The sequence below is a fragment of the Pseudomonas sp. NFX5 genome, from assembly GCF_049132125.1.
Lineage (GTDB): Bacteria > Pseudomonadota > Gammaproteobacteria > Pseudomonadales > Pseudomonadaceae > Aquipseudomonas > Aquipseudomonas marginalis.
Genome location: NZ_JAFMZG010000024.1, coordinates 74,819 through 98,849, shown reverse-complemented (window position 1 = coordinate 98,849; position 24,031 = coordinate 74,819). Strand labels below are relative to the sequence as shown.

Here is a 24,031-nt window from a genome sequence, read left to right as displayed (position 1 = left end):
ATCATGGCTAATGAAACGACAGTCCCAACTGCAAAACCTGCTTCTCTAGCCGCTTGGATCAAGCGCCTGGACGAAGTGCTGCTGCCTGTTCCACAGGCCAGCCATGACCGCGTGTGCAAAGCCATCCGCGATAGCCGCAGTTCGTTGCGGGATATTGCCGAGCTGATGCAAGACAGCCCGGCCCTCGTACTCAGTGTCATGCGCGAGGCCAACAGCCACACCCATGGCAGCCTGACGGCGCCGGCGGAAAACCTCGAAGTGGCGCTTAACCGCCTGGGCCTCAAACGCGCCGAGGAACTGCTGGCACGCCTGCCGTCGGTGCCGGCCCATGAAATTCCCGTAGCGCTGCGCCAGCTGTTGCTGGTCAGCCAGCACGCCTCGCAACAAGCCAATGGATTGTTCGGCAGTCGCCTGGCGCGGCTGTGGCAGGACATTCACTGGGGCAGCCTGCTGTTTCTTTCACCGCTGTGGCCGATGGCCGTTGCCTACCCCAAGCTCCTGGAAGAATGGGAACTGCGGGTCATCCACAAGGGCGAGTCGGCACGCAAGGTCGAACAGGCATTGTTCGGCGTGCGCCTGCTGGACCTGTGCCTCGGCCTGACCGAGACCTGGCACCTGCCGATCTGGGTATCCCAGGGTTATACCCTGTTGCGGACCGAGCAGCGCTTACTGGTCAAGGCCCTGCACATCGCCCGCGAAGACGACCCTCTTCGTCACCAGCAACTGCTCGACGCCGACCCAAACCTGCGCCGCTGGTTGAATCAGCCGGCCAATACCGTGCTGCTGGCCAACGGCCTGGCGATGTCGGCCCAGGAGTCCTGGACCTGCCCGCACACCCAGCGCTGGCAGTACCTCACCGCGTTGTACCTGCAACAGCCCCTGGGCGAGGTGCAGCAACAGGTGCACCAGCAAGCCGTCACCAGCGCTCGCAGCACCTTGATGCCCGACCTCTGGCACCCGGCGCTGTCGCTGATCTGGCCGTGGCATGTGCACAAGATTCATCGCGGCCTGCTGCCTGCACCACCGCCCACCGCCGAAGCCCTGGCCGTCTGGCGCAAGCGTTGTACCGAACTGCTGGTAGAGCCGAGCCGCTTTGCCAACGCCATGCATTTGACCACGTGCGCCAAGGAAGCCCTGGTGGCCAGCGGCATGCAGCGCGTCCTGCTGTTCATGGCCGATCGTGCCCTGAGCACCTTGCGCGTGCATCAGGCCGACGGCCTGCCGAAGGACGCCGCCAACCTGAGCCTGGACGTGGTCAACAGTACGCTGCTGCAGCGCCTGCTGGAAAAGTCCGCCCAGGTGCGCCTCACACCGGAAAACCACGCCCAGTTCTCGGCACTGCTGCCGCCGATCCTGCGCCGCCTGTTCACCGGCGAGCACCTGTTGTTGCGGTCCATGAACTGCAACGGTCGCGTGGTGATGGTGATGGTCGCCGACCAGGGCGGCGGGCCGTTCTCGGAAACCACCGTGCAGGCCTTCGGTAAAACCGCCCAATGCATCGAGAAAGCCCTGCACAGCTTTACCAACCGCAGCGCTTGATGCTTGCGCTACAATCGCCGTCCTTTAATCGCCAACATTCGTGCCCAGGAGACCTCACATGCCTGACTTCTCTGGCTTGCCGCTGGTGATCGAATCCAGTGACCTGCTCGCTCAACTGGATGCCGAACACCTGATTCTGGTGGACCTCACCAGTGCCGCCCGCTACGCCGAAGGGCACATCCCCGGCGCGCACTTCGTTGACCCCAAGCGCACCCAACTGGGCCAGGCGCCGGCGCCCGGCCTGCTGCCCGGCAAGGCCGAGCTTGAGAAACTGTTCGGCGAACTGGGCCACACGCCCGACGCCACCTACGTGGTCTATGACGACGAAGGCGGTGGCTGGGCCGGGCGTTTCATCTGGATGCTCGATGTGATCGGCCACCAGAAATACCACTACCTGGATGGCGGCCTGCTGGCGTGGCTGGAGGGCAAGCACCCGCTCTCCACCGACGTGCCCGCCCCGGCCGGCGGCCCGGTCAGCCTTACGCTGCACGATGGCCCCACTGCCACCCGCGAATACCTGCAAAGCCGTCTCGGCGCTGCCGACCTGGGCATCTGGGATGCGCGTGGCCCGCTGGAATACTCCGGCGAGAAAGTCCTCGCGGCCAAAGGCGGCCACATCCCCGGCGCGGTGAATTTCGAGTGGACCGCCGGCATGGACAAGGCGCGCAACCTGCGCATTCGCCGCGACATGCCGCAGATCCTCGAAGACCTCGGGCTGACCAAAGACAAAGAAATCATCACCCACTGCCAGACTCATCATCGCTCTGGCTTCACCTACCTGGTGGCCAAGGCGCTCGGTTATCCGCGAGTCAAAGGTTATGCCGGTTCCTGGGGCGAATGGGGCAACCACCCCGACACCCCCGTCGAGATTTAAGGTTTAAGGACAGTCAATGAAAAAGCAGTTGTTTATCCTCAGCCAGTACCTGCTGCCGCACCACCTGCTGTCGCGGTTGGCCGGCTGCATCGCCGAGTGCCGCGTGCGCTGGTTCAAGAATGCCTTCACCACGTGGTTCGCCAAGCGCTATCAAGTGGATATGTCCCAGGCCCTGGTAGAAGACGTGACCGCTTACGAGCACTTCAACGCCTTCTTCACCCGCGCCCTGAAAGACGGCGCCCGCCCACTCGACCAGACCCCTGGCGCAGTGCTGAGCCCAGCCGATGGCGCGGTCAGCCAGCTTGGCCCCATCGAACACGGTCGCGTGTTCCAGGCCAAAGGCCACAGCTTCAGCGTACTGGAACTGCTGGGCGGCGATGCAGCGGTCGCCGCGCCGTTCATGGGCGGTGATTTCGCCACCATCTACCTGTCGCCGAAGGACTACCACCGGGTGCATATGCCTCTGGCCGGTACCCTGCGTGAAATGGTCTACGTACCTGGGCGGATTTTCTCGGTGAACCAGACCACCGCCGAAAACGTGCCGGAGTTGTTTGCGCGTAACGAGCGCGTTGTCTGCCTGTTCGACACCGAACGCGGCCCGATGGCCGTGGTATTGGTGGGAGCGATGATTGTCGCGTCGATTGAAACCGTATGGGCCGGCCTGGTGACTCCGCCGAAGCGCGAGCTGAAAACCTTCCGCTATGACGAAGCTGCCCGCGCGCCGATTCACCTGGAGAAGGGTGCGGAATTGGGTCGCTTCAAGTTGGGCTCCACTGCGATCGTGCTGTTCGGGCCGGATCAGGTGAAGTGGGCTGAAGAACTGGTGGCAGGTTCGCCGGTGCAGATGGGCCAAGGCATCGCGTTACCTAAAGCCTGACGCCGAACCCAATGTGGGAGAGGGCTTGCCCCCCTCCCACATTTAGTCAGTTACAACTGACCGTCGCGGTCGCGAAAACCCAGCAGATACAGCACGCCATCCAACCCCAGGGTAGAAATCGCCTGCTTGGCCGATTGCTTGACCAATGGCTTGGCACGGAATGCCACACCCAAACCGGCAATGGCCAGCATCGGCAGGTCGTTGGCGCCGTCACCGACCGCAATGGTCTGCTCCAGACGCAAACCTTCCTTGTGGGCCAATTCCTTCAGCAGGTCCGCCTTGCGCTGCGCATCGACAATCGGCTCGACCGCGACGCCGGTCACCTTGCCATCCACCACTTCCAATTCGTTGGCGAACACATAGTCGATGCCCAGCTTGGCCTGCAATTGCTTGGCGAAGTAGGTGAAGCCACCCGACAGGATTGCTGTCTTGTAGCCCAGGCGCTTGAGTTCGGCAAACAGGGTTTCGGCGCCTTCGGTCAGGCGCAGCGACGCGCCGATGGAGTCCAGCACGCTCACGTCCAGGCCCTTGAGCAAGGCCAGGCGCTCCTTGAAGCTGGCGCGGAAATCCAATTCCCCGGCCATGGCGCGCTCTGTGATTTCGGACACCTGCTCACCCACGCCGGCCGCCTTGGCCAACTCGTCGATAACTTCGGCTTCGATCAGCGTGGAGTCCATGTCGAACACCGCCAGGCGGCGGTTGCGGCGGAACAGAGAATCTTCCTGGAAGGCGATATCGACATTCAGCTCCTGGGCCACGCTGAGGAATTCGGCGCGCAGGGCTTGCGGGTCGGCCGGCTCACCGCGCACGGAGAACTCGATGCAGCCCTTGCCCTTGTCGGCCGGGGTGTCCAATGGCATGCGCCCCGACAGACGGTCGATATGGTCGATGTTCAAACCATACTGCGCGGTAATGGAGCTGACGCGCTGCAGCTGTTCGGCGGTGACCTTGCGGGTCAGCAGCGTCACGATATGGCGCTTCTTGCCCTGGCCGGCCACCCACTGCTGGTAATCCGCTTCGGACACCGGGGTGAAACGAACCTGCTGATCGAGCTTATACGCCGTAAACAGGATGTCCTTGAGCACCGATGAGGCCTGCTCGGTGCTGGGGATTTCCACCAGGATGCCGAACGACAGCGTGTCGTGGATCACCGCCTGGCCGATGTCGAGAATGTTCACACCACCCTGGGCCAGAACGCCGGTAATGGCTGCGGTAAGACCTGGGCGGTCTTCACCAGTGATGTTAATCAGGACAATTTCGCGCAAGGCGCACCCCCAGGCTGGAAAAAAACCGCATTCTACCCACTTTCAGTGACCATCGGGCACAGCCAGCGCTTTGCCGGTCTTGGGCCTGTCGCTATACTGCGCGTCAACTTCACGGACCAAGAGCCGAGCTCAAGTGAACCGGCCCACGCCAGTAAAAACCGACAACTTCTTCCTGCTGATCTTCCGGGCACTGCGCCACCGCCGTGTACCGATCGCATTACGCATCGCCAGCCATAACGTGATCCTGGTCGCATTGGCCCTGGTGATCTACGCCTGCGTGATGGGTTTGCAATTCAAGCAGGCCATGCACGAGCAGGCCGACGCCCTGGGCGAGAGCCTGACCACGCAGACCGCCACTTCGGCGACTGAGCTGCTGGTGTCCAACGACATCCTCAGCCTCAACGTGCTGCTCAACAACCTGACCAAGAACCCGCTGGTGGCCCATGCTGCCATCTACAGCGTGGACAACCGCATCATGGCCGAAGCCGGGCAGCGCCCGAAAAACGGCCTGTTGGGCGAAGCCGAAGGCCTGTACCAGAGCAATATCACATTTCAGGATGTGAAGGCCGGCCAACTGCGTATCAGCCTCGACATGCAGCAGTTCCAGCAGCCGATGACCATCAGCCTGCAAAGCATGGGCATCCTCAGCGCCATCCTGCTGGCATTGGCCCTGGCCCTGAGCCTGCGCCTGGGGCGGCATATCTCCACGCCGCTCATGCAACTGCGCATCTGGCTGCGGGACATCGACGAGCACACCCCGGCAACCGACCGCCAGGATGAAATCGGCGACCTTGCCCGCCAGCTGCACGCCAGCTTCGCCCCGGAACCGGTGGTGCCCGAGGTCGAGCCAGAGCCTGAATACGACGACACCGATTACGACGAAGAGCCCGAGTTCGAAGTGCGCAACCTGCGTGACCCGGGCTTCGACGAGCGTCCGCCGGTGGCGGGCCTCAAGCCGGCACCGCGCCATGCCTTCAAGGCCGAAGAAGACGAGCTGGACGATGAAGACCCCTTCGCCGACCTGCGCGATACGTCAGCCGACAGCCCCGCAATCGCCCCCAAGGCAGCGCCGGTACGCAGCAGCGAGCCGCAGTACAGCGCTGTGCTCGCCGTGCAACTGGGTGCCCAGGACCAATTGCGTCGCCTGCCCCGCGCACGCCTGACCGAACTGCTGGAGCGCTACCGCGACTGCCTCGACCAGGCCGCCTCGCTGTACCAGAGCGAACTGCACACCCTGAACGACGGCAGCACGCTGATGCTGTTCCACAGCGAAGACAGCGGCGAAGACTACCTGACCAATGCGATTTGCTGTGGTGAGTTGCTGCGCGCCCTGGGCCATGAATTGCAGATCGAAGTCGCCGACAGCGGCATCACCCTGCAACTGCAACTGGGCCTCACCGTGGGCGACGACCTGTTCGGCATGAGCCAGATCGACCTGCTGCTGACTGAAAACGCCCAGGACGCACTGGCCTTGTCCCAGCACAGCCGCAACCTGCTGCTGGTGGAGCGCAAGATCAGTGAAGACACGCTGATCCGCCAACGCGCGCGTATCCGCCCGATTGCCAGCCCCGAGGGGGCAAGCTGCGTGGAACGGTTGATGGAACCGTATCCATCGATGCTGGAGCGGCAGTTGGCACGGATGCATGAGACCCGCTCCAAGCCCTGAAGCACACCGCCGGACTAATGTCTCCTGTAGGAGCGAGCTTGCTCGCTCCTACAAAAAGCATTAGGGCTTGCCCCCTCCCATATTTGGATCTCCACAAACCCCAAGTAAATCGCACACAAACAAAAGGCCCGCTGAATCAGCGGGCCTTTTGTTTATGTGGCATTCAGATCAGAACCTGAACACTTCCATATCCGTACGGATCGGCGTAGCCATCGGCATCTTCGGCTTTTGCGGCTCTGCCGGCTTGGCCTGTACCGGGGCCGACTTACGGGGCGCCTCGGCGATGGGGGGCTGGTTGGCCAGGGGCTTGAGGGCCACCGACAACTGCTGCGCCAATTGCTGCAGCAGCACGCCCTGGGCCTGAACCTGAGACGCAGTGGTGCCGGCATGTTCTTCCTGCAGGTGCACGATGCGGTTATCACGCACCTGGCCGCGACGGTCGATCAAGCGCCATTGCGCATCGAGGATCGCCGGTTGTGATTTACCGGAGTCGAGCCGGGTAATGGTCAGCAACACCTGCACATCCGGGCTGAAGCCGGTTGGCGCGGGCGCCAGGACCACACGCTGGCTGTCCAACTGACCGGCCACCTGACGCAACATCAACTGGTTGATGTCAGACGATAAACTGCCTGCCCAGCGACCATCGGTGGAACCTTGCAGGCTTCCATCGTTCTGACGTTGCAGCAGGGTTTCGCGTTGCAGGTAGTCGGCGACGACCACCGGCCCGAGCAAAACGGCCATGCCAGCGGTCTGGGCTGGCTGAGCTGGACTTCCGCTGTCCAGCTGGTACAGCGACACAGGCTGGTGTGTGCTGCAACCCGCCAACCCCAAAAGGCCAGCGAGCATCAAAAATAGAGGAACGCGTGGAGCAGTCATCATCCCATCCAGGTGGCTGCCACAAGGCGAACCACAATGTAATACTAAAAATAACCTAAACACGCTCGGCCACGCCGGCGCTGGAAAGGCCATATCATCCGTGAATATGCGCCATGACTCCAGCGCCAAAGCGTCGATCTACGCTTTAAATCGTAGATCGAGGGCTCTAATACGCCTTAAACCGGCGTCTCCACCAGCAAAGCATCCACACGCTGGAAGCCGCGGGGCAGTTTATTACCGCGACGACCACGCTCGCCCTTGTAGTGTTCGAGGTCGTCGGGGCGCAATGACAACGTGCGCTTGCCGGCCTGGAGCACCAGGGTGGAACCTTCCGGGATCACCGCGATGTCGGTCACGTACTCTTCGCGACTGGCCACCCGCTCGCCGGGAATACCAATAATCTTGTTGCCCTTGCCTTTGCCCAACTGCGGCAGATCGCTGATCTTGAACACCAGCAAGCGCCCTTCGGTGGTCACCGACGCCAGCCAGTTGCCTTCGCGGTCTTCCACCGGACGCGGCAGGATGACCTTGGCGTTGTTCGGCAGGCTCAACAATGCCTTGCCCGCCTTGTTCTTGGCCTGCAGGTCTTCACCCTTGACCACGAACCCGTAGCCCGCGTCGGAAGCGATCACATACAGAGAATCGTCATCCGGCAGCAGCACACATTCAAAATTCGCCCCAGGTGGCGGCGTCAGGCGACCGGTCAACGGCTCGCCCTGCCCCCGCGCCGATGGCAAGGTATGGGCCGGCACCGAATAACTGCGCCCGGTGGAGTCAATAAACACCGCAAACTGGTTGGAACGCCCAGCCGCAGCGGTCTTGAAGCCATCACCGGCCTTGTACGACAGACCAGTGGCGTCAATATCATGCCCTTTGGCTGAACGAACCCAACCCTTTTCCGACAGAACGACGGTAATTTTCTCGTTCGGCAGCAGTTCGGTCTCTGTCAGCGCCTTGGCTTCGGCACGCTGCACGATTGGCGAACGGCGGTCGTCGCCATAGGTTTCGGCGTCCTTGATCAACTCGCTGCGCACCAGCTTCTTCAGCTTGGCTTCGCTGCCCAGCAGGGCTTGCAGCTTGGCTTGCTCCTTGAGCAGCGCGTCCTGTTCGTCGCGCAGCTTCATCTCTTCCAGGCGTGCCAACTGACGCAAGCGGGTGTCGAGGATGTAGTCGGCCTGGATCTCGCTCAGCTCGAAACGCGCGATCAGCTCGGCTTTCGGGTGCTCGGCGGTACGGATGATGTGGATCACTTCATCCAGGTTGAGGTAGGCAATCAGCAAGCCGTCCAACAGGTGCAGGCGGCGTTCGACCTTGTCGAGGCGGAACTGCAGGCGGCGGCGTACGGTTTGTATCCGGAACTCCAGCCACTCGACCAGCAGGTTGCGCAGGTTCTTCAACTGCGGCTTGCCGTCCAGGCCGATGATGTTGACGTTGACCCGGTAGCTGGACTCCAGGTCCGTGCTGGCAAACAGATGCTGCATCAGCACTTCGTGGTCGACCCGGCTATTGGTCGGGATGATCACGATGCGGCAGGGGTTTTCGTGGTCGGACTCGTCACGCAGGTCAGCGACCTGGGGCAGTTTCGACGGTTTGGCCTGCATCAGCGCAGCAATCTGCTCCAGCACCTTGGCCCCGGATACCTGGTGCGGCAGGGCGGTGACGATAATGTCGCCGTCTTCGATGTGATACACGGCACGCATGCGCACCGAGCCCTTGCCGGTTTCGTACATCTTCAGCAGGTCGGCGCGCGGCGTGATGATTTCCGCTTCGGTCGGGTAATCCGGGCCCTGGATATGCTCGCACAGCTGCTCGACCGTGGCCTTTGGCTCATCCAGCAAGCGCACGCAGGCGGTGGCGACTTCGCGCAGGTTGTGCGGCGGTACGTCGGTGGCCATGCCGACCGCGATACCGGTGGTGCCATTGAGCAGGATATTCGGCAAACGTGCGGGCAACACCAGGGGCTCGTCGAGAGTACCGTCAAAGTTCGGCCCCCAGTTCGCGGTACCCTGGCCCAGTTCGCTGAGCAACACCTCCGAATAGCGCGACAGGCGCGCCTCGGTGTAACGCATGGCCGCGAAGGACTTGGGATCATCCGGCGCACCCCAGTTACCCTGGCCGTCGACGAGGGTGTAGCGGTAGCTGAACGGCTGGGCCATCAGCACCATGGCTTCGTAGCACGCCGAATCGCCATGGGGGTGGAACTTACCGAGCACGTCACCGACGGTACGCGCCGACTTCTTGTGCTTGGAGTCGGCGTCCAGGCCCAACTCACTCATGGCGTAGATGATGCGCCGCTGTACGGGCTTGAGGCCGTCGCCGATATGCGGCAAGGCACGGTCCATGATCACGTACATGGAGTAGTTGAGGTAGGCATTTTCGGTGAAGTCAGCCAGCGACCGGCGTTCTACGCCATCTAAGCTGTCTGCGAGGATGTCACTCATGCGGGCCTCATCATTGTTTGGTAAGGCGCAGCGGAAATGCCGCCGCGCCGGATCGATTCAAAAAAGTAGCCGCTCATGGCTGGGCGCTCCAGCCGCCGGCGGGGGCGGCAAAACGATAGACCATGGGGCGTTTTTCCCCATCGGCGCGGGGGCCGAAATTATTGTCGATGCCCAGCCAGGCACCGTCTGCGTCCACCACCAGGGCTTCGGCCAGGCCATAGGGCTGGGCGTAACGCCGCTCGGGCGTCAGGGTTTCGTCGGCGAACGACCAGCACAGCTCGACCTTGGCCGTGACCGTATCGCGCCGGCAGATCTGGAACGCATTGCGCTCCAGGGTAAACAGCTTGCCGTTGAACAGTGACAGATCGGCGAAATCCTTGGACACCGCCTTGGCACCGACGAACTTGGCCGGCTGCATCTCCTGGCCGGCCTCGCTCAGCAACACGCAAGGGCCGTCGCAATCCCAAAGGCTTTGCGGGCGCTTGATGGAGATGAGGCCGCGCCGCTCACGCTCCGCAGCCAGCCAGAGCTGATTGCCCTCGGGGTTGATTGCCAGGCCTTCGAACAACGCATTGAAGTGCAGCAACATGCCACTGGCCCGGGCTTCACGCACCATGCCCGGGGCGATCTTCAACCATTCAGGCGCACCGTTCACCGGCACCTGCAGCACCGCCGCATGGGCTTCGCTGACAATGTAGCGATTGCCGGCGGCATCGCAGGTGATGCCTTCGAAATCCAGGTCGCCACCGCGAATGAACGACGCAGCCTTAGTGCGCGAACGCAGCCCCCAGGGCAACCCGGATTCCGGCACCGGCGGCACATCGATGCTTACCGCTTCGGCTTGCCAGGTCGGCGCACGGGTATCGAGACGGTAGATCTGGTCGTCATCACGATCGGAAACCGTCCACAGCGCCTTGCCACACAGCGCCAGGCCCGACAGGTTCCCGCCGCGCATGCCGTCCACCGGGTGTTCGGACACCAGCTTGAGCTCAGCCACGGGCGCGGCAACTACCGAAGTGGCCACCAGCCCGCTCAACATCAGGATCGCCAGGGCGAAACCTGTGCGCATCAGCCCAGGACCTCGGCGAGGTTGCCTTTGGATTCCAGCCAGGACTTGCGGTCCGGCGCGCGTTTCTTCGCCAGCAGCATGTCCATCATTTCCGAGGTGGCGGCGAAGTCTTCCAGGGTCAACTGCACCAGGCGCCGGGTGTTGGGGTCCATGGTGGTTTCACGCAGTTGCGGCGGGTTCATTTCACCCAGGCCCTTGAATCGGGTGACCTGCGGCTTGCCACGCTTCTTCTCGGCCACCAGGCGGTCGAGAATGCCATCGCGCTCGGCTTCGTCCAGGGCGTAGAAAATCTCCTTGCCCAGGTCGATCCGGTACAGCGGCGGCATGGCGACGTAGACGTGACCGGCATCCACCAACGGCCGGAAGTGCTGCACGAACAACGCGCACAGCAGGGTCGCGATGTGCAGGCCGTCGGAGTCGGCGTCGGCGAGGATGCAGATCTTGCCGTAGCGCAGCTGGCTCATGTCGGCTGCGCCCGGGTCGACGCCGATGGCCACGGCGATGTTGTGCACTTCCTGGCTGGCAAGGACTTCGCTGCCATCGACTTCCCAAGTATTGAGGATCTTGCCGCGCAACGGCAGGATCGCCTGGAACTCCTTGTCCCGCGCTTGCTTGGCGGAACCACCGGCGGAGTCGCCTTCGACCAGGAACAGCTCGGAGCGCATCGGGTCCTGCCCGGCGCAATCGGCCAGCTTGCCCGGCAATGCCGGGCCCTGGGTAATGCGCTTGCGCTCGACCTTCTTGCTGGCCTTGAGGCGACGGCCGGCGTTGTTGATCGCCAGTTCCGCCAGGGCCAGGCCCAGTTCCGGGTGCTCGTTGAGCCACAGGCTGAAAGCATCCTTGACCACACCGGAGACAAACGCCGCCGCTTCGCGGGACGACAGGCGCTCCTTGGTCTGGCCGGAGAACTGCGGTTCCTGCATTTTCATCGACAGCACGAACGCAATGCGCTCCCACACGTCTTCCGGCGCCAGCTTCACACCACGGGGCAGCAGGCTGCGGTATTCACAGAATTCGCGCATGGCATCCAGCAGGCCCTGGCGCAAACCGTTGACGTGGGTGCCGCCCTGGGCGGTGGGGATCAGGTTGACATAGCTTTCCTGCACGCTGTCGCCGCCTTCGGGCAGCCACAGCAGCGCCCAGTCGACGGCTTCCTTGTTGCCGGCCAGGCTGCCGCAGAACGGCTCGTTGGGCAGGCGTTCGAAATCGCTGACGGAGTCTTCCAGGTAGGAACGCAGGCCGTCTTCGTAGTGCCACTCGACTTTCTCGCCAGTGCCTTTGTCTTCAAAGGTCACCAGCAGGCCCGGGCACAATACGGCCTTGGCCTTGAGCACGTGCTTGAGGCGGCTGATGGAGAATTTCGGCGAGTCGAAGTACTTAGGGTCCGGCGCGAAGTACACGCTGGTGCCGGTATTGCGCTTGCCGACGGTACCGATGACCTGCAGGTCGGTGGCTTTGTAGCCATCGGCGAAGGTCATCTCGTACTCGTTGCCGTCGCGCTTGACCTTGACCCGCACCAGCGTGGACAGGGCGTTGACCACGGAAATACCCACACCGTGCAAGCCACCGGAGAACTGGTAGTTCTTGTTGGAGAACTTACCGCCAGCGTGCAGCTTGGTGAGGATCAGCTCGACGCCCGACACGCCCTCTTCCGGGTGAATGTCCACCGGCATGCCGCGACCATCGTCGGACACTTCCAGGGAGTGGTCGGCGTGAAGAATGACGTGCACCGACTTGGCGTGCCCGGCCAAGGCTTCGTCGACACTGTTGTCGATGACTTCCTGGGCAAGGTGGTTCGGCCGACTGGTGTCGGTGTACATGCCGGGGCGTTTGCGCACCGGGTCGAGGCCCGAGAGGACTTCGATGGCGTCGGCGTTATAAGAGCTAGCGCTGGGAGTGGCCATGGGGTCTCGTCGTGAGTCGTTCGATTAAAAGTGACCTGCGGCTTTACAGTGCTGCAAAGTCGAAGGATTGATACTGATCTGCGCCAATGCCGGCAAAACTCAACAGCGCCGGCAATTGCCGGGCGAACCCCTGGTAACCATGGTCGCCACCGGCCTGGATGCGCAAGGCACAGGCGCGGTAATACCCTTGGGCGAGGCGATAATCCAGTGTTTCATCGCCGGTCTGCAACCACACCTGGTAACGCGCGGCGTCCTGGGGTGCCGGTACTTCCAGCTCGGCCAGCGCCGTGACATGGTCGTGGGTCAGTTCCCAGGTTTCATCGGTGTAGAGGTTCTTCTGGGTGCCCAGGTAACCGTCGAACATCCGATGGGGGCTGACCGCCGGGTTGACCAGCAGTGCCTTGAGGCCATGGCGCTCGGCAAGATGGGTTGCATAGTAGCCGCCGAGCGAGCTGCCGACCAGCAGCGGCCGCCCCAGCTGGGCAATGGCTTCCTCCAATTGAGGAATTGCCTGACGTGGATGGTGATGCAGGGCCGGCACACGCAGTTGGTCGGCCAGGCCGAGGGCATCCATCACGGTCACCAGTTGGCAGGCCTTGTTGGACGCGGGCGCGCTGTTGAAACCGTGGATATACAGGATCGAAGCGGACATGCCGGGCTCTCCGTGCTTCAGCCAAAGAGGCGCAGTTTACAGGTAAATCTCAGTAGCCGTTGCTACCGTAATCCACCGTAAACGCGAAGCCGACCAGGCGTTCCACCCCGGTTTCCAGCCGTCCGTCGGCATGCAGGCGCAGCCAGCGATAACCCGGCGCTTGCTCGCTGACGCTGAAATCCTCGCTGCCCGGCGCGAACTGAATGCAGGTGGACGGCGAAGCCAGCAGGCGCACGCCGTTGCGCTCGCGGTCGATCTCCTGGTGCACATGGCCCCAGAGCACGGCCTTGACCTGGGGAAAACGGTCGAGCACGGCAAACAGGGCTTCGGGGTTGCGCAGGCCGATCGGTTCCATCCAGGCACAGCCGATGGGCACAGGGTGATGATGGAAGCACACCAGATGGTGCCGGCTCGGCGCCTCGCTGAGCGCTTGGGCCAACAGTTGCAGTTGCTGGTCCTGCAGGTAGCCGGGCACGGAACCGGGAACGGCGGAGTCCAGCAGGGTAACGCGCCAGTTGCCGACATCCACCACCGGTTCGAGCAAGTCGCTGTGTACCGCGGCGTGGGCCATGATCTGCGGCTCGTCGTGGTTGCCGGGAATCCAGCGCATGGGAGCGCCGATGGCCGCGGTCAGAGCGCGAAACTGCTGGTATGACTCCAGCGTGCCGTCCTGGGACAGATCCCCAGTGGCCAGCATCAGGTCGATGTGCGGCTGCTGCCGGCGCACCAACTCAACCACCCGCTGCAGGCTCTCGCGGGTGTTCATGCCCAGCAGCGTGCCGTCGGCTTCGGCAAACAGGTGGCTGTCGGACAATTGCACCAGCAACGCCGGCGCATCGGGGTTCACGGTGGATACGCTCGGCAAGGCGCTCTCCCAGGGCAATCACAGGAAAATGGAGGTAGGGCGATTATGCTGGGGCAGGATACAAAGAGGAAACCCAGGAAGCAGACGCAGTTCACATCTACCGCACGACTTCGAACTCGTGGCCCAGGGCCAGGCAATGGCTCAACCATTCACCAAGGAACACATTGAGCTGTGCTTTCTCATCGGGCTGGTGCATGAACACATTCGGGTAAGGATAGATGCTGCGAAAGCGCCGCGCATGTTCGGCGCTGATCACTTCGGCCATCCGCGCATCGTGGTACACCTGCACTTCCAGCTGCGGCACCGGCAGCCACGGCAGGCTGTGTTCCTGGCGCACCCGCAGGGTGGTGGTGTACGGGCAATTGACGATGACTTCCAGGGCCAGCACGCCCAGCATCTGGTCGCCATGGGTCACGCCGATGCGGCGCGCCTCCGGGGTGTGGCGCATGTCGGGCAACAGGCGCATCAGCCGCGCATAGTTGGCCTCGCAGGCGGCTTGCAGCCCGATCAGGTCGACTCGATAACGTTCCCGTGCCTTTACTGCCATAACCCCCTCACTTCCGCGCGATTAAGCGCAAGCCATTGCAGGGCGATAATGCTGGCTGCGTTGGAAATCCTGCCGTCGCGCACGGCTTGCAGGGCGTCTTCAAAAGCCCAGACCGTGACGCGGATGTCTTCTGCCTCTTCTTCCAGTCCATGGACACCACCGGCCCCCGAGCTGTCGCAGCGACCCAGGTACAAGTGGACAAATTCGGTACTGCCACCGGGCGACGGGAAATACTTGGTGATCGGCCACAGTGCGGAGAACGTCAGCCCAGCTTCCTCCTCGGCCTCGCGGTGTGCAACCTCCTCCGGCTGCTCATCCCTGTCGATCAGGCCGGCGACCATCTCGATCAACCATGGATTGTCGGTACGGCCCATGGCACCCACGCGAAACTGCTCGTTGAGCACCACTTCATCACGCTGCGGATCGTAGGGCAGAACACACACGGCGTCGTGACGGACGAAGACTTCGCGATTGATCACTCGGCTCATGCCGCCAGCGAATTTTTCGTGGCGCAATTGCACGCGATCGAGCTGGTAGAAGCCCTTGTAGGCATTGTCGCGCTGAACAATCTCGATCGTGCTCGGCGTCGATTTCGCAATGTCTGTCATACCCTTCCTCATCATGTCCGGTGCAATTCGCGCCATCCTAACGCGCTCGTGCCCCTTGGTGCAGCCCCTTTGCGGTTGCCGGGCCAGACGGAGGAGGTCAAACTCACGCTCAATCAGCTTAGTGGCGAACTGACTGCCTTGCTGGTAGTCGAAGCTGCACAATTTCGCTCTTATCGATAGACGAAGGACATCCATGTCGCTTTTAAAAATCGCCTCCGTGGCCTGCATCGCCCTGACCCTCGGCGCCTGCCAAAGCCTGTTCCAACCCAGCTATCGCACACCGCTGGAAGCCACCCGCGACGCCAGCGAGCAGAGCAAGCCGGGCTGCGCCGCCAGCGATTGCCCGCTGGTGAATATCGACACCGTGCACTTTGCCAAGGAACCCAAGCTGGATGCCCTGATCGAACAACGCCTGCTGGAAATGACCCGCACCAACGCGGGCGACCCGCTGCCGTCGAGCCTGGAGTCCTATCGCGAGCAATTCCTCGGCACCGCCGCCCCACGCAACAGCATGTACTTGCAGGCCAAGGTACGGGAGCAGCATGACGGTTTGGTAATCATCGAGCTGTCCAGCTACCTGGATCAGGGCGCCACCCACGGCGAGCCTGGCCGCGCGTTCATCAACTATTCGCGCCAGCAGCAAAAAGCCCTGTGGCTGAGCGATATGCTGCTGCCAGGCAAGGAAGACGCGTTCTGGAAAGCCGCCCAGGTGGCGCATAACAGCTGGCTGATCAGCACCCGCCTGAGCCTGGAACCGGAGTTCGTGAAAACCTACCCGTTCCAGAAAACCCCGAACGTGGCGCTGACCTACGGGGGCGTGATCCTCAAGTACCCCACCAGCACCATCGCGCCGTACGCCCTGGGCCATGTCGAGTTGCAGATCCCCTACTCGCGCCTGGAAGGCATCCTCAAGCCTGAGCTGGTGCCCGCGCGCCGCTGAAGGCCCGTCCCAGGATGAACTGCAACAACCCTGCCAGCACCAGCGCCGGCAGGGTTGCGCCGATGTCCGGGTACAGGTTGGCCAACAGGTGATACGTGCCGATGCCACCCAGCCAGGCCAACAGAGCCGGCCAACGCAGGCCGGCGAGCGTGCCATGATGACCACGACGGCGCAGGATGAAATGATCCACCAGCACCACGCCGAACAACGGCGCAAACACTGAGCCGATCAGCAACAGGAAGTTCTGGTATTGCGCCAACGGGGCAAAACAGGCAATCAGGGTGCAGATCACACCAATGGCCAGGGCAAGGTGCTCGACCTTCACACGCAACAGCATCCCACTGGACACCGCCGCCGAGTGAATATCGGCAAAGGCGTTTTCCGACTCGTCCAACAGGATCAGCAGCAGCGGAATCCCCAGGCCGGCCCCGGCCAGCGCCAGCAACAGCGCATTCACTTCACCGCTGGGCGCAAACGCCAGGGTGTAGGCCACGCCCAGGCTCATCAGCCAGAAATTACCGATAAAGAAGCCCAGCGCCGTACCGCCAAACACGTTTTTGGCGCGCTTGCCGAAGCGGGAGTAATCGGCAATCAGCGGCAACCACGACAGCGGCATGGCGATGGCGATATCAAAGCCCGCCGCAAAGGGCATCGAACCGTCACCGGCCTGGGCCCGGAGTGCGCCGAGGTCAGCCTTGGCGAACAGGTTCCAGGTCAGCCACAGGCAGGCCGCCAGCAGCAGCCAGATCCCCCATTTGCGCAGGATCTGCCGTACGAAGGTCAATGGCCCGCTGACCGCCAGCAAGGTCGCCAAACCACCGAAGAACAGTGTCCACAGCAACGGACTGGCCAACAGGCTGCCGTCGCTGAACGCGCGTACGCCCAACAGGCTGGCGGCATCGCGCATCACAATGATCTCGAACGAGCCCCAGCCGATCAGTTGCAGCAGGTTCAGCAACGCCGGCAGGCTCGCGCCTTTGGCCCCGAGGCTGAGCTTGAGCGCGGCCATGGCGGACAGGCCGGTGTCGCTGCCGATTACACCGACGGCGGCCAGCAACAGCACGCCGACCAGGGTGCCGAGGAAAATCGCCAGCAAGGAACCGGACAAGCCCAGGCCCGGCGCGAGCAAGGCGCCGGTTTGCAGGACCATCAGGCCGATGCCGAGGGAGAACCACAGGGAAAACAGGTCGCGGGCGCCGAAGACGCGTTTGTCAGCAGGCACCGCGATGTCGGGGGAGTAGGTGCTGGGTTGAATGCTCAAGGGTGTTATCTCTGAGGGGCATTTTTTGTTTGAAAGATTGCAATCGGGGCGGTGCGACGACTCGACAAGCCCCCCCACACTTGAATGTGTTCGCCATTCAAAATGTGGGAGGGGGCTTGCCCCCGATAACGGCGGTACAGGCACCGCCGTCTCTGGGTCAGACCTTCTTGTACAACTGACTGCCTTCCTGCTTGAACCGCTCCGCCTGCTCCGCCAGGCCCTTGGCCACATCCACATCCACCGCGTCAATGCGCTGGTTGGCCGCGTACTCGCGCACTTCCTGGGTGATTTTCATCGAGCAGAACTTCGGCCCGCACATGGAGCAGAAGTGCGCGACCTTGGCCGAGTCCTTCGGCAGGGTTTCGTCGTGGTACGAACGCGCGGTGTCCGGGTCCAGGCCGAGGTTGAACTGGTCTTCCCAGCGGAACTCGAAGCGCGCCTTGCTCAAGGCGTTATCGCGGATCTGCGCGCCCGGATGCCCCTTGGCCAAGTCCGCCGCATGGGCGGCGATCTTGTAGGTGATGATCCCGGTCTTCACGTCATCCTTGTTCGGCAGACCCAGGTGCTCCTTGGGCGTGACGTAGCAGAGCATGGCGCAACCGAACCAGCCGATCATCGCCGCACCGATGCCGGAGGTAATGTGGTCATAGCCCGGCGCGATGTCGGTGGTCAGTGGGCCAAGGGTGTAGAACGGCGCTTCGTCGCAGCATTCGAGCTGCTTGTCCATGTTCTCCTTGATCAACTGCATCGGCACGTGGCCAGGGCCTTCGATCATGGTTTGCACGTCGTGCTTCCAGGCGATCTTGGTCAGCTCGCCAAGGGTTTCCAGTTCGCCGAACTGCGCGGCGTCGTTGGCGTCGGCAATCGAGCCCGGGCGCAGGCCGTCGCCGAGGGAGAAGCTGACATCATAGGCCTTCATGATTTCGCAGATTTCGTCGAAATGCGTGTAGGTGAAGTTCTCTTTGTGGTGCGCCAGGCACCACTTGGCCATGATCGAACCGCCACGGGACACGATGCCGGTGACGCGCTTGGCGGTCAGCGGCACGTAGCGCAGCAGCACGCCGGCGTGGATGGTGAAGTAATCGACGCCCTGCTCGGCCTGTTCGATCAGGGTGTCGCGGAACAGCTCCCAGGTCAGGTCTTCGGCCGCGCCGCCGACTTTTTCCAGGGCCTGGTAGATCGGCACGGTACCGATCGGCACCGGCGAGTTGCGGATGATCCACTCACGGGTTTCGTGGATGTGCTTGCCGGTGGACAGGTCCATCACGGTGTCCGAGCCCCAGCGAATGCCCCAGGTGAGTTTCGCCACTTCTTCTTCGATGGACGAACCCAGGGCGCTGTTGCCGATGTTGCCGTTGATCTTCACCAGGAAGTTACGGCCGATGATCATCGGTTCCAGTTCGGTGTGGTTGATGTTGGCCGGGATGATCGCGCGGCCACGGGCGATTTCTTCACGCACGAATTCAGGGGTGATGATTTTCGGCACGCTGGCGCCGAAGCTGTGGCCGGCGTGTTGCTGGTCGAGCAGGCCACTGGCGCGGGCTTCTTCCAGCTTCATGTTTTCGCGGATGGCGACGTATTCCATCTCGGCGGTGATGATGCCTTTGCGCGCGTAGTGCATCTGGGTGACGTTGGCCCCGGCCTTGGCGCGGCGCGGGTTTTTCACGTGGGCGAAACGCAGCGCAGTCAGCTCCGCATCGCTCAGGCGCTGTTGGCCAAAGTGCGAACTCAAGCCCGACAGGCGCTCGGTGTCGCCACGCGCTTCGATCCACGGCGAGCGCACATCGCCCAGGCCTTTGCGCACGTCGATGATCACATTCGGGTCGGTGTACGGGCCGGAGGTGTCGTAGACCACCACGGGCGCATTGATTTCGCCGCCGAAGTCGGTGGGGGTCACGTCCAGGCTGATTTCACGCATGGGTACGCGAATGTCCGGGCGAGTGCCCTGCACGTAGATTTTTTGCGAGCGGGTAAACGGCTGCACAGAGCCGGAGTCGACCTTGGCCGATTCACTCAAGTGCACGGTGTTTTTCAGTTTTGTACTTTTTATTTCTGTGCTCATCACGGGCTCTCCAACTATCCAGGCGGTGGTTTTTTTGTCGGAGCGAACCTGTGACGGACGGATGCACTGAAACCAGTGCTGTGCTTGGTGCACGAGGGTTGTTCGAAGGTCGAACAACATCCCGGACGAAGCACAAGAGGACTCGCCGGGGGACGAGAAATCTTGTTCCCTACGCAGGCGTTAACCTGATCAGGTTCAACGGGATCCGGTATTTACCGATCTCAGCCTTCCAACAAGGCACCCCGACAAGAACTTGGCCAGTCTAGACCATGCCGTGGGCAAATTGCCAATAGCGGTGCATTCAGCGTGATGAATGGCGTGATTGCGGGATTGTTGCGCCGAGTCAGCGCCACTACACTCGATTGCCGCCACAATGCTTGACGCCAGGAATGGCCCGTCTTAGCCTTGGGCGCTAAATTATCGCCGTAATATTCACACTAGGGATCGCCTCATGCTGCGCAAACTCTCACTGGCTCTCGCCGTGTCTTGTGCGACCAACGGAATGGTCTGGGCAGCTGAAGCGCCCTTGTCCGCCAAAACTGACCTGGTCAGCGTCTATCAGGAAGCAGTGGACAACAACGCCGACCTGGCCGCCGCCCGCGCCCAATACGGCGCGCAGAAAGAAGTCGTGCCCCAGGCCCGCGCGGGGTTGCTGCCGAACCTGTCGGGCGGTGCCGACATCAATAACGTGCGCACCCAGATCGACACACCCGCCGCCACCGCCAACCGCGATGCCCACTCCTGGCGCGCAACCCTGAGCCAGCCGCTGTTCCGCGCCGATCGCTGGTTCCAACTGCAAGCCGCCGAAGCCACCAACGAACAGGCGGCGCTGCAACTCTCGGCCACCGAACAGAACCTGATCCTGCAAAGCGCCGAGAGCTACTTCGCCGTGCTGCGCGCCCAGGACAACCTGGCCTCGACCAAGGCCGAGGAAAATGCCTTCAAGCGCCAGCTGGATCAATCCAACGAGCGCTTCGACGTGGGCCTGTCGGACAAGACCGATGTGCTGCAATCCCAGGCCAGCTATGACACTGCACGGGCCAACCGGATCCTGGCCCAGCGCCAGGTGGACGATGCCTTTGAAGCGCTGATTACCCTGACCAACCGCCAGTACAACTCGATACAGGGCATTGTCCACACGCTGCCGGTGTTGCCGCCGCTGCCCAACGACGCCAAGGCCTGGGTCGAGACCGCCGGTCGCCAGAACCTGAACCTGCTGGCCAGCAACTACGCCGTCACGGCCGCCGAAGAAACCCTCAAGCAGCGCAAGGCCGGCCACGCACCGACCCTGGACGCCGTCGCACAGTATGAAAAAGGTGACAACGACGCCCTTGGCTTCAGCAACCCGAATGCCTTTGGCACGCCCTACCGTGGCGATGTGGAGCAGCGCACCATCGGCCTGCGCCTGAACATCCCGATCTACAGCGGCGGCCTGACCAGCTCGCAGGTGCGGGAGTCGTATTCGCGCCTGGGCCAGACCGAGCAGCAACGCGAAGGCCTGCGTCGCCAGGTGGTGGAAAACACGCGCAACCTGCACCGTGCGGTGAACACCGATGTGGAACAGGTCCAGGCGCGCCGCCAGTCGATCATCTCCAACCAGAGCGCCGTGGAAGCCACGGAAATCGGTTACCAGGTGGGTACGCGCAATATAGTCGATGTGCTGGACTCACAGCGCCAGCTCTACGCGTCGGTGCGCAACTACAACAACAGCCGCTATGACTACATCCTCGACAACCTGCGCCTGAAACAGGCGGCGGGCACCTTGAACCCAGGGGACCTGCAGGACCTGACGCGCTACCTCAAGGCCGACTACAACCCGGATCGTGACTTCCTGCCACCGGACCTGGCCAAGGCGGCCGCCGAGCAGCTCAAGGCTCGCCCGGGCTACTGAGCGCACCGCGAAACCAATGTGGGAGCGGGCTTGTTCCCTCCCATATTGGTAACGGTGTTAAGTCAGTGAGCTATCAGTCGATCCAAACCATCCAGCAAGCGCTTAAGCGCCCCCTGGTTAGCCTGCATCACCTTGAGCCCCGCCTGTGCCATCCGGCGTGCATCCTGCGGCAGTTCGAACAGCTGGCGTACGGCCTCGGCCAGCCCTTCTGCGTCCTCCACCTCTCGCAACGCCCCCGCTTCGCGCATCATCGCGCTGATTTCGAGGAAGTTGAACACATGGGGCCCCATGATCACCGGCTTGGCCAGCGCCGCCGGTTCCAGCGGGTTGTGCCCGCCGGTCGCGACCAGGCTGCCGCCGACAAAGGCACTGTCCGCCAGGGCATAGAGAAACAACAGCTCGCCCATGGTATCGCCGAGCAGTACCGACGTTTGCGCGGTCACCGGCTCGCCGCTGGAGCGACGCACCGTGGCAAACCCTTGTTGCGCACACAACTCGAACATCGGGCCGAAGCGCTCCTGATGACGCGGCACCAGGATCAGCAGCGCGTTGGGATAGCTCTCGAGCAGTTGCCGGTGGGCCGCCAGCACCACGTCATCTTCGCCTTCGTGGGTGCTGGCAGCGATCCACACCGGGCGCTCGGCGGCGCCCCATTGCTCGCGCAGGGCGGCGGCGCGCAGCGGCAGCTCGGGGTCGATGGTCAGGTCGAACTTGATCGAACCGGTGACTTCGACGGTTTCCGCGCGTGCGCCCAGGCTCAGGAAGCGCTGGGCCTCGGTCTCGGTCTGTACCGCGAACAGGCTCATTTCCGATAACATCGGCGCCGTCAGCCTGGCAAAACGCGCATAGCCCTTGGCCGAGCGCGCCGACAGCCGCGCATTGGCCAAAGCCACCGGAATACCGCGCCGGGCACAGGCGTGGATATGGTTGGGCCACAACTCCGTCTCCATGATCACCGCCAGCCTGGGCTGTACACGATCGAGAAAACGCTTGGCTGCACAGGGCAAATCGTAAGGCAGGTAGCAATGCTGGATGCGCGGCTCGTTGGCGAACAACGCCTGGATGCGCTCGGAACCGGTGGGCGTCATGCAGGTGACGGTGACCGGCAGCTGTGGATAACGCGCCAACAAACCGCGGATCATCGGCGCCGCGGCAATGCTCTCGCCCACCGACACCGCATGCACCCAGATCCCGCCCGGTTGCATCACCGGCAAGCCATAGGAAAACCGCTCGCCGACGCGCCGGGCATAGGCCGGCGCCTTGCGTGCACGCAACCAGAGACGTAAGGCCACCAACGGCAGCGCCAGGTAAAACAGACAGCTGTAGAGAGTTCTATTCATGGCGGCGGAGTTTATCGGCTTTTTCAGTCGATCGCCTGCAAGCACTCGGCAAAACGTTTGGCGAGAAAGCGCGCGGCGGGGCCCAGGTGCTCGTCGCGCCGCCAGACCAGCTCCACCACCAGGGCCGGTGGCGTCCATTCGCTGTCCAATTCCACCATCTGCTGCTGATAGGTCGGGTATTGCACGATATGCCGTGGCAGCCACGCCCAGCCCAGGCCGCTCATCAGCCACTCGGCCAGTACGTAGAAGCTGTCGGCACGCCACACCAGCGGGCTGGCCGCTTCGCTGCCGGGGTAGACACTGGTCTGGGTCGACATCAACAACTGGCGAAACTGGGCCAGGTGCTGGCAGGTCACGTACGACTCCTTGGCCAGCGGGTGGTTCACGCCGCACACCGTGACCATCTCCACACTGCCCACCACCCGCCGCTCCAGGGCTTCGGGGATCTGGTCGTGATAGAACAGCAGGCCCAGGTCGGCCTGGCGCTCCACCAACTTGCGCGCCACATCGCCCTGGGCGGCGCTGGACAGTTGTACTTCCAGCAGCGGGTACTGCCCCGCCAGCGCCTCAAGGCTGTCGAGTACCGGCTGGAACAACATGGCTTCATCCTGGGCCAGGCGCAGGCAGGCTTCTTCACCGCGGGTCAGTGACAGTGCCCGGCCATTGAGGCGCTCACATTGGCGCAGCACTTCGCGGGCCTCCTCCAGCAACACACTGCCGGCTTCGGTCAGGCTGGGCTGGCGGCCGCTGCTACGGTCGAACAGGCTCACGCCAAGGTCCGTCTCCAGCATCGCAATCGCGTTGCTGACTGCCGATTGCGCCTTGCGCTGCCCGCGCGCCACCGCTGAAAACGAACGCTGCTCGGCGACGCTGACAAACAAACGCATCTGCTCCAGGTTCCATTGCATGCTCATGCCACAACCCATCTTAATTTCGGATAGGTAATGACTTTACCCCATCTGATAAAACTCTAGAATGCCGGCCTTATCAGATTGCTTTACACCGAGGACTCACCCATGAACGCCGCCTACTGCTACCTGGCTATTGCCATCTGCTCGGAAGTGATCGCTACCGTTTCCATGAAAGCCATCAAGGGCTGGAGTACTCCCATCCCGCTGTTGCTGGTGATCGTCGGCTATGGCGTGGCGTTCTGGATGCTGACCCTGGTGGTGCGTACCGTGCCCGTCGGCGTGGCCTATGCGGTATGGGCCGGGATGGGCATCGTGATGGTCAGCATTGCCGCGCTGTTTATCTATGGGCAGAAGCTCGATGTGCCGGCGATGCTGGGGATGGGCCTGATTGTGCTGGGCGTGGTGGTCATCCAGCTGTTTTCGAAAACCGCCGGGCATTGAGT

The 24,031-nt window shown here is 62.6% G+C and carries 20 protein-coding genes and 1 riboswitch; of the genes, 7 read left to right on the top strand and 13 right to left on the bottom strand.

The window, feature by feature from the left end:
- The first annotated feature begins 3 nt into the window (after positions 1-3).
- Genes J1N02_RS16180 through asd form a run of 3 tightly spaced genes read left to right on the top strand, consistent with a single transcriptional unit; the run spans position 4 to position 3,290 of the window.
- Positions 4-1,539 carry an HDOD domain-containing protein gene (locus tag J1N02_RS16180; protein WP_421147485.1) on the top strand — a complete coding sequence of 512 codons (1,536 nt, stop codon included), beginning with the start codon at positions 4-6 and terminating at the stop codon, positions 1,537-1,539.
- 58 nt (positions 1,540-1,597) lie between these two features.
- The gene (locus J1N02_RS16175) at positions 1,598-2,413 is read left to right on the top strand and encodes a rhodanese-like domain-containing protein (RefSeq protein ID WP_027604911.1); all 816 of its coding nucleotides are present in this window, start codon (positions 1,598-1,600) and stop codon (positions 2,411-2,413) included.
- A 16-nt stretch (positions 2,414-2,429) separates the two neighbouring features.
- Positions 2,430-3,290, top strand: a complete 861-nt coding sequence (asd, locus tag J1N02_RS16170; protein ID WP_003171334.1) for an archaetidylserine decarboxylase — start codon at positions 2,430-2,432, stop codon at positions 3,288-3,290.
- Between the two features lie 50 nt (positions 3,291-3,340).
- On the opposite strand, the gene serB is transcribed toward asd, so the two are convergent.
- The gene (gene serB, locus J1N02_RS16165; protein WP_027604912.1) at positions 3,341-4,555 is read right to left on the bottom strand and encodes a phosphoserine phosphatase SerB; all 1,215 of its coding nucleotides are present in this window, start codon (positions 4,553-4,555) and stop codon (positions 3,341-3,343) included.
- Positions 4,556-4,688: 133 nt separating this feature from the next.
- Between serB and J1N02_RS16160 the strand changes: the two genes are divergently transcribed.
- A complete protein-coding gene (locus tag J1N02_RS16160) occupies positions 4,689-6,221 on the top strand; it encodes an AhpA/YtjB family protein (protein WP_027604913.1) in 1,533 nt (510 codons plus the stop codon).
- Positions 6,222-6,389: 168 nt separating this feature from the next.
- On the opposite strand, the gene J1N02_RS16155 is transcribed toward J1N02_RS16160, so the two are convergent.
- The 8 genes from J1N02_RS16155 to J1N02_RS16120 form a co-directional block, all read right to left on the bottom strand.
- A complete protein-coding gene (locus J1N02_RS16155) occupies positions 6,390-7,100 on the bottom strand; it encodes a PqiC family protein (protein WP_027604914.1) in 711 nt (236 codons plus the stop codon).
- Between the two features lie 173 nt (positions 7,101-7,273).
- Positions 7,274-9,538 carry a DNA topoisomerase IV subunit A gene (gene parC / locus J1N02_RS16150; protein WP_027604915.1) on the bottom strand — a complete coding sequence of 755 codons (2,265 nt, stop codon included), beginning with the start codon at positions 9,536-9,538 and terminating at the stop codon, positions 7,274-7,276.
- A 73-nt stretch (positions 9,539-9,611) separates the two neighbouring features.
- Positions 9,612-10,607, bottom strand: a complete 996-nt coding sequence (locus J1N02_RS16145) for an esterase-like activity of phytase family protein (RefSeq protein WP_092359378.1) — start codon at positions 10,605-10,607, stop codon at positions 9,612-9,614.
- A complete protein-coding gene (parE, locus tag J1N02_RS16140) occupies positions 10,607-12,511 on the bottom strand; it encodes a DNA topoisomerase IV subunit B (protein WP_027604917.1) in 1,905 nt (634 codons plus the stop codon). Before parE ends, J1N02_RS16145 begins: the two co-directional genes overlap by 1 nt.
- A 43-nt stretch (positions 12,512-12,554) precedes the next feature.
- On the bottom strand, positions 12,555-13,163 hold the full coding sequence (locus J1N02_RS16135) for a YqiA/YcfP family alpha/beta fold hydrolase (RefSeq protein WP_092359380.1): 609 nt from the start codon (positions 13,161-13,163) through the stop codon (positions 12,555-12,557).
- 49 nt (positions 13,164-13,212) lie between these two features.
- Positions 13,213-14,028, bottom strand: a complete 816-nt coding sequence (gene cpdA / locus J1N02_RS16130; RefSeq protein WP_027604919.1) for a 3',5'-cyclic-AMP phosphodiesterase — start codon at positions 14,026-14,028, stop codon at positions 13,213-13,215.
- 97 nt (positions 14,029-14,125) lie between these two features.
- Positions 14,126-14,575 (bottom strand): DUF1249 domain-containing protein, encoded by a 450-nt coding sequence (locus J1N02_RS16125; protein WP_017526444.1) that lies wholly within the window; start codon positions 14,573-14,575, stop codon positions 14,126-14,128.
- A complete protein-coding gene (locus J1N02_RS16120; protein WP_027604920.1) occupies positions 14,566-15,183 on the bottom strand; it encodes an NUDIX domain-containing protein in 618 nt (205 codons plus the stop codon). The genes J1N02_RS16125 and J1N02_RS16120 overlap by 10 nt, the downstream gene beginning before the upstream one ends.
- A gap of 193 nt (positions 15,184-15,376) precedes the next feature.
- Here J1N02_RS16120 and J1N02_RS16115 point away from each other — a divergent pair, with 193 nt between their 5' ends.
- On the top strand, positions 15,377-16,123 hold the full coding sequence (locus J1N02_RS16115) for an RsiV family protein (protein WP_027604921.1): 747 nt from the start codon (positions 15,377-15,379) through the stop codon (positions 16,121-16,123).
- Here J1N02_RS16115 and cytX read toward each other — a convergent pair.
- Together cytX and thiC are read right to left on the bottom strand one after the other, a co-directional pair.
- Entirely contained in the window at positions 16,092-17,384 is a 1,293-nt protein-coding gene (gene cytX / locus J1N02_RS16110) for a putative hydroxymethylpyrimidine transporter CytX (RefSeq protein WP_108573631.1), read from the bottom strand. The two genes, J1N02_RS16115 and cytX, sit on opposite strands and share 32 nt — an antisense overlap.
- Before the next feature lie 157 nt (positions 17,385-17,541).
- Positions 17,542-19,446: a phosphomethylpyrimidine synthase ThiC gene (gene thiC / locus J1N02_RS16105; protein ID WP_027604923.1), complete on the bottom strand. Its 1,905-nt coding sequence runs from the start codon at positions 19,444-19,446 to the stop codon at positions 17,542-17,544.
- Between the two features lie 149 nt (positions 19,447-19,595).
- Positions 19,596-19,701, bottom strand: a riboswitch (TPP riboswitch).
- A gap of 196 nt (positions 19,702-19,897) precedes the next feature.
- Here thiC and J1N02_RS16100 point away from each other — a divergent pair.
- The gene (locus J1N02_RS16100) at positions 19,898-21,337 is read left to right on the top strand and encodes a TolC family outer membrane protein (RefSeq protein ID WP_027604924.1); all 1,440 of its coding nucleotides are present in this window, start codon (positions 19,898-19,900) and stop codon (positions 21,335-21,337) included.
- A 62-nt stretch (positions 21,338-21,399) separates the two neighbouring features.
- Here J1N02_RS16100 and waaA read toward each other — a convergent pair whose 3' ends face one another.
- On the bottom strand, positions 21,400-22,677 hold the full coding sequence (waaA, locus tag J1N02_RS16095) for a lipid IV(A) 3-deoxy-D-manno-octulosonic acid transferase (protein ID WP_027604925.1): 1,278 nt from the start codon (positions 22,675-22,677) through the stop codon (positions 21,400-21,402).
- Between the two features lie 23 nt (positions 22,678-22,700).
- On the bottom strand, positions 22,701-23,591 hold the full coding sequence (locus J1N02_RS16090) for a LysR family transcriptional regulator (protein ID WP_027604926.1): 891 nt from the start codon (positions 23,589-23,591) through the stop codon (positions 22,701-22,703).
- A gap of 102 nt (positions 23,592-23,693) precedes the next feature.
- On the opposite strand from J1N02_RS16090, the gene J1N02_RS16085 reads away from it, so the two are divergent.
- Positions 23,694-24,029 carry a DMT family transporter gene (locus tag J1N02_RS16085; RefSeq protein ID WP_027604927.1) on the top strand — a complete coding sequence of 112 codons (336 nt, stop codon included), beginning with the start codon at positions 23,694-23,696 and terminating at the stop codon, positions 24,027-24,029.
- The last annotated feature ends 2 nt before the right edge of the window (positions 24,030-24,031 follow it).